Annotated in this window: 5 protein-coding genes; 4 read left to right on the top strand and 1 reads right to left on the bottom strand. The window is 72.1% G+C overall.

All coding sequences use genetic code 11. The features are described from left to right. The 3 genes from NON22_RS20735 to NON22_RS20725 all read left to right on the top strand — a co-directional run. The coding region (locus NON22_RS20735) for a class I SAM-dependent methyltransferase (protein ID WP_257388885.1) at positions 1-739 on the top strand (739 nt) is incomplete at its 5' end. 262 nt (positions 740-1,001) lie between these two features. Then, a complete protein-coding gene (locus tag NON22_RS20730) occupies positions 1,002-2,219 on the top strand; it encodes an MFS transporter (protein WP_257388883.1) in 1,218 nt (405 codons plus the stop codon). Between the two features lie 106 nt (positions 2,220-2,325). After that, on the top strand, positions 2,326-3,276 hold the full coding sequence (locus NON22_RS20725) for a Dyp-type peroxidase (protein ID WP_257388882.1): 951 nt from the start codon (positions 2,326-2,328) through the stop codon (positions 3,274-3,276). A gap of 32 nt (positions 3,277-3,308) precedes the next feature. Here NON22_RS20725 and NON22_RS20720 read toward each other — a convergent pair whose 3' ends face one another. Continuing rightward, on the bottom strand, positions 3,309-3,434 hold the full coding sequence (locus NON22_RS20720) for a hypothetical protein (RefSeq protein ID WP_257388881.1): 126 nt from the start codon (positions 3,432-3,434) through the stop codon (positions 3,309-3,311). A 147-nt stretch (positions 3,435-3,581) separates the two neighbouring features. On the opposite strand from NON22_RS20720, the gene NON22_RS20715 reads away from it, so the two are divergent. Next, a partial coding sequence (locus tag NON22_RS20715) for an FAD-dependent oxidoreductase (RefSeq protein ID WP_257388879.1) occupies positions 3,582-4,501 on the top strand: 920 nt, incomplete at its 3' end.

The raw sequence follows: 4,501 nt of genomic DNA, 5'->3' as shown, positions 1-4,501 counted from the left end.
CTTCGATCGGGGCGCCGCCACCTACGCGCGCGGCCGGCCCGGCTATCCGGCCGCGATCGTCGGCTGGCTGCGCGACGCGCTCGCGCTGGTGCCGCGGGCGCGCGTCGTCGATCTCGGCGCCGGCACCGGCAAGTTGGTGCCGAGCCTGCTCGCGACCGGCGCCGACGTCGTCGCGATCGAACCGGTCGCCGGCATGCGCGCGCAGTTCGCCGCGGCCTATCCGCAGCTGCCCGTGCTCGAAGGTTCGGCCGAAGCCATGCCGCTCGCCGATGCGAGCGTCGATGCCGTGGTCTGCGCGACCGCGTTCCACTGGTTCGCGACCGCCGCGGCGCTGGCCGAGATCCGCCGCGTGCTGAAGCACGGCGGCCGGCTCGGCCTGATCTGGAACGTCCGCGACGAGCGCGTGGCCTGGGTCGCGCAGCTCGCCGAACTCGTGCGCGACTACGCCGGCGACACGCCGCGGCAGGCCAGCGACGCCTGGCGCCGCGTGTTCCCTGCCGAGGGCTTCGGTCCGCTGCAGGCCAGCGAGTTCGCTCATGCGCACGAAGGCCCGGCCGAGACCGTCATCGTCGGCCGGCTGCTGTCGACGAGCTTCGTCGCCGCGTTGCCCGATATGGCGCGCGAGGAGCTCGCGCAGCGGATCCGCGCAAGGATCGCGGCCGAACCGTCGCTGGCCGGCCGCGCCGTCGTCGCGATGCCGTATCGCACGATCGCCTACGTGACGCAGAAGATCGCCTGACGCTCGGATCGGCGTCGCCGGCCGTCCCGGCAACCCGGCCGCACATTGCCGTCGCCGGAATCCGGCGCGGGCGGACCCGGCCGTGCATCGACCCCGATCTATCGCCCACCGGCCATGTCGTTTTTCCGCTCGCCCGTTCGTCGCCTTCGCCAGACGACGACGGAGACGATGCGATGCGCGCGATGACGGGGAATGCCGGGGGCCCGGCCGGCGGCGAGCGGCCGGCGCGGCGACAGCGGCTGCGACAGCACGGAGACGCGCCATGAGCGTTCCGTATCGATGGATCATCGTCGCGGTCGGCGCACTGCTCGGCTGCGTCGCGCTCGGCGCGATGTTTTCGCTGGCCGTGTTCCTTGCACCGATCGCGAGCGCGACGGGCTGGTCGCGCACCGGCATTTCGAGCGCGATGACCTTGAACTTCCTGTTCATGGGAGCCGGCGCGCCGTTCTGGGGCGCGGCGAGCGACCGCTACGGCGCGCGGCCGGTCGTGCTGGCCGGCGTGCTGCTGCTCGGTCTCGCATTGACCCTCGCCAGCCGGGCCGCCACGCTGCTGCAGTTCCAGCTGCTCTACGGCATCCTCGTCGGCCTCGCCGCGAGCGCGTTCTTCGCGCCGCTGATGGCGCTGACGACGGCCTGGTTCGACCGCCATCGCGCGCTGGCCGTGTCGCTGGTCTCGGCCGGCATGGGCGTCGCGCCCATGACGATCTCGCCGCTCGCGCGCTGGCTCATCGACGCCTACGAATGGCGCACGGCCCTGCTGCTGATCGGACTGGGCACCTGGCTGCTGCTGCCGGTCGCGCTGCTGCTGCGCCGCGCGCCGCGTGCGGCCGACGCGAGCCCGATGGCGCAGGCGTCAGGCGAGAGCGGCGCCGATGGTCCGTCGGCGAAGCAGGCGCTCGGTTCGCGCGAATTCCTCGTGCTCGGCCTGACCTTTTTCGCGTGTTGCGCGGCCCATTCGGGACCGATCTTCCACATGGTCAGCTATGCGATCGTCTGCGGCATAGGGCCCATGGCCGCGGTCAGCATCTACAGCGTCGAAGGCCTGGCCGGTCTCGTCGGGCGCCTGCTGCTCGGCGCGCTGGCCGACCGGCTCGGCGTGAAACGCGTAATTGTCGCGGGCCTGCTGGTGCAGGCGCTCGCGATCGCCGGCTATCTGTTCGTGCGCGATCTGCGCGATTTCTATCTGCTCGCGATGGTCTTCGGCACGGCCTACGGCGGCGTCATGCCGCTGTACGCGGTGCTCGCGCGCGCGTATTTCGGCCCGCGCGCGCTCGGCACCGTGCTCGGCGCGGCGATGATGCTGTCGAGCCTCGGCATGGCCTTCGGTCCGCTGGCCGGCGGCTGGCTGTTCGACACCTGGGGCGGCTATGGCTGGCTGTTCGTCGGCTCGGGCCTGGTCGGCCTGGCTGCCGCGGCCATGGCGCTGGCGTTTCCGCCTTTGCGGCCGCTGCGGAACGCGGCGCTCGCGAAGCCGGCGTGACCGCTGCCGCGAAACGGTATTCCCGGCGATGCGGCCAACCACTGCGACGTCCGCTGCGCCGGCCGTAGACTCCGCTTCCAGGATCGACTCGCCCAGGACATCGCGCATGCCCGCTGCCGGCCCCGCTTCGCAACCCGTGGTATCGCCGCTGACGCGCGCGGCGATCTATCTCGTGCTCAGCCTGAATCCCGACGCCGACACCGCCGTCGTGCGCGACCTGGCCGCCGATCTTGCCGCGCTCGTGCGCAGCGTCGGTTTCCGCGATCCGCAAAGCGGGCTTTGCTGCGTGCTCGGCTTCGGCGCGCTGGCCTGGGACCGCCTGTTCGGCGGGCCGCGGCCGGCCGAGCTGCATCCGTTCAGGGAGCTCCGCGCCGACGCGCGGCATGCGCCGGCGACGCCGGGCGATCTGCTGTTCCACATCCGCGCCGAACGCATGGATCTGTGTTTCGAACTCGCGAGCCGCCTCATGGACCGTCTGGCCGGCGTCGCGACCAGCGCCGACGAAGTGCACGGCTTCCGCTACTTCGACGCGCGCGATCTGCTGGGCTTCGTCGACGGCACCGAAAACCCGGTCGATCAGGCCGCGATCGACGCGGTGCGCATCGGCGACGAGGACGCGGCGTTCGCCGGCGGCAGCTACGTGATCGTGCAGAAATACCTGCACGACCTGCGCGCCTGGAACGCGCTGCCTACCGAGACGCAGGAGCGCATCGTCGGCCGGCGCAAGCTGTCGGACATCGAGCTCGACGACGCGGTCAAGCCGAGCTACGCGCACAATGCGCTGACGACGATCGAAGAGAACGGCAGGGAGATAAAGATCCTGCGCGAGAACATGCCGTTCGGGCGCGCCGGCGAGGCGGAATTCGGCACTTATTTCATCGGCTATACGCGTTCGCCGCGAACCATCGAGCAGATGCTGGAGAACATGTTCATCGGCCGCCCGGCCGGCAACTACGACCGGCTGCTGGATTTCAGCCGTGCGGTCACCGGCGGGCTGTTCTTCGTACCCAGCGCCGAATTTCTCGACGATCCGCCGTCGCCGGGCGCGGTCGGCTGAGCCTGTCCCGCCGGCGACGCGAAGCCATCGCGTCAAGCGTTGCGGCGCTGCATGAGCGCGCGGAACGCGGCGCGGTCGCCGCGCCGCAGCGGCAAGGCCGGCGCGGCATCGTCCGGGGCGGCGCAGTCGACGGTCCTCGGGGGGACATCGGTAGTCATTCGGGGTTCCTTCGCCCCGACGGCTGCGGCAGCGCGCAGGATTCCATCGCGGCGCGGCGCCGGCGGGAAACCTCGCGCCGCGCCATGCATCCCTGAAGGCAATCGAGCAAGATAGGCCGGCTCGTCGACATTCAGGAGGATTCCACAATGGCGCATACCGATGCACCGCCGCCCGGCCCCGATCTGGCGGCCGGCGTCGCCCTGACTGAAGTGCCGGCTGCCGGCGTGCTCGCCGGGCACGTCGCCGGCGAAGCCGTGCTGCTCGCGCAGCTCGACGACGGCTACGCCGCGGTCAGCGGCAACTGCACGCACTACGGCGCGCCGCTGGCGGAAGGCCTCGTCGTCGGCGAGGAAATCCGCTGTCCCTGGCACCACGCCTGTTTCAGCCTGCGCAGCGGTGCGGCGCTGAAGGCGCCGGCGTTCGGCGCGCTGGCCTGCTGGCAGGTCGAGGTCGTCGGCGAGCGCGTGTTCGTGCGCGCGAAGACCTCGCCGACGCGACCGCCGGCGCCGCGGCCGCGAACGCCGCGCGAACGCATCGCCATCGTCGGCGGCGGCGCCGCCGGCTACGCCGCGGCGGAACGCCTGCGCGAGCTCGGTCATGCGGGTACCGTGACGATGCTCAGCGCCGACGCGTCCGCGCCTTACGACAGGCCCAACCTGTCCAAGGACTATCTCGCCGGCAGCGCGCCCGAGGAATGGATTCCGCTGCAGGGCGTCGCGTTCTATGCGGAGCGCGCGATCGACCTGCGTCTGGACTGCGAGGTCGTCGGCATCGACACCGCCGCGCGCGAGCTGCGCACGCGCGGCGGCGAACGCGTCGCCTACGACGCGGTGCTGCTGGCGACCGGCGCCGAGCCGCGGCGCCTGGATCTGCCGGGCCTGGACGGACCGCGCGTGTTCACCTTGCGCTCGCTGGCCGATGCGCGTGCGCTGATCGCCGCGAGCGCCGGCGCACGCAGCGTGGCGCTGATCGGCGCCGGCTTCATCGGCCTGGAGGCCGCCGGCGCCCTGCGGGCGCGCGGCCTGGCCGTGCACGTGGTCGCTCCGGGCGCGGTGCCGATGGAACG

Origin of the sequence: Tahibacter caeni, from assembly GCF_024609805.1 — a bacterium.
GTDB classification, from domain to species: Bacteria; Pseudomonadota; Gammaproteobacteria; order Xanthomonadales; family Rhodanobacteraceae; genus Tahibacter; species Tahibacter caeni.
Note: the sequence above shows the minus strand (reverse complement) of the source record. Positions and strands in the feature narration are given on the sequence as shown.

Bases quoted from the DNA above. Each gene is read 5' to 3' on its own strand.
- NON22_RS20725 (WP_257388882.1), top strand. From the start codon at position 2,326: ATGCCCGCTGCCGGCCCCGCTTCGCAACCCGTGGTATCGCCGCTGACG.
- NON22_RS20720 (WP_257388881.1), bottom strand. From the start codon at position 3,434: ATGACTACCGATGTCCCCCCGAGGACCGTCGACTGCGCCGCCCCGGAC.
- NON22_RS20730 (WP_257388883.1), top strand. From the start codon at position 1,002: ATGAGCGTTCCGTATCGATGGATCATCGTCGCGGTCGGCGCACTGCTC.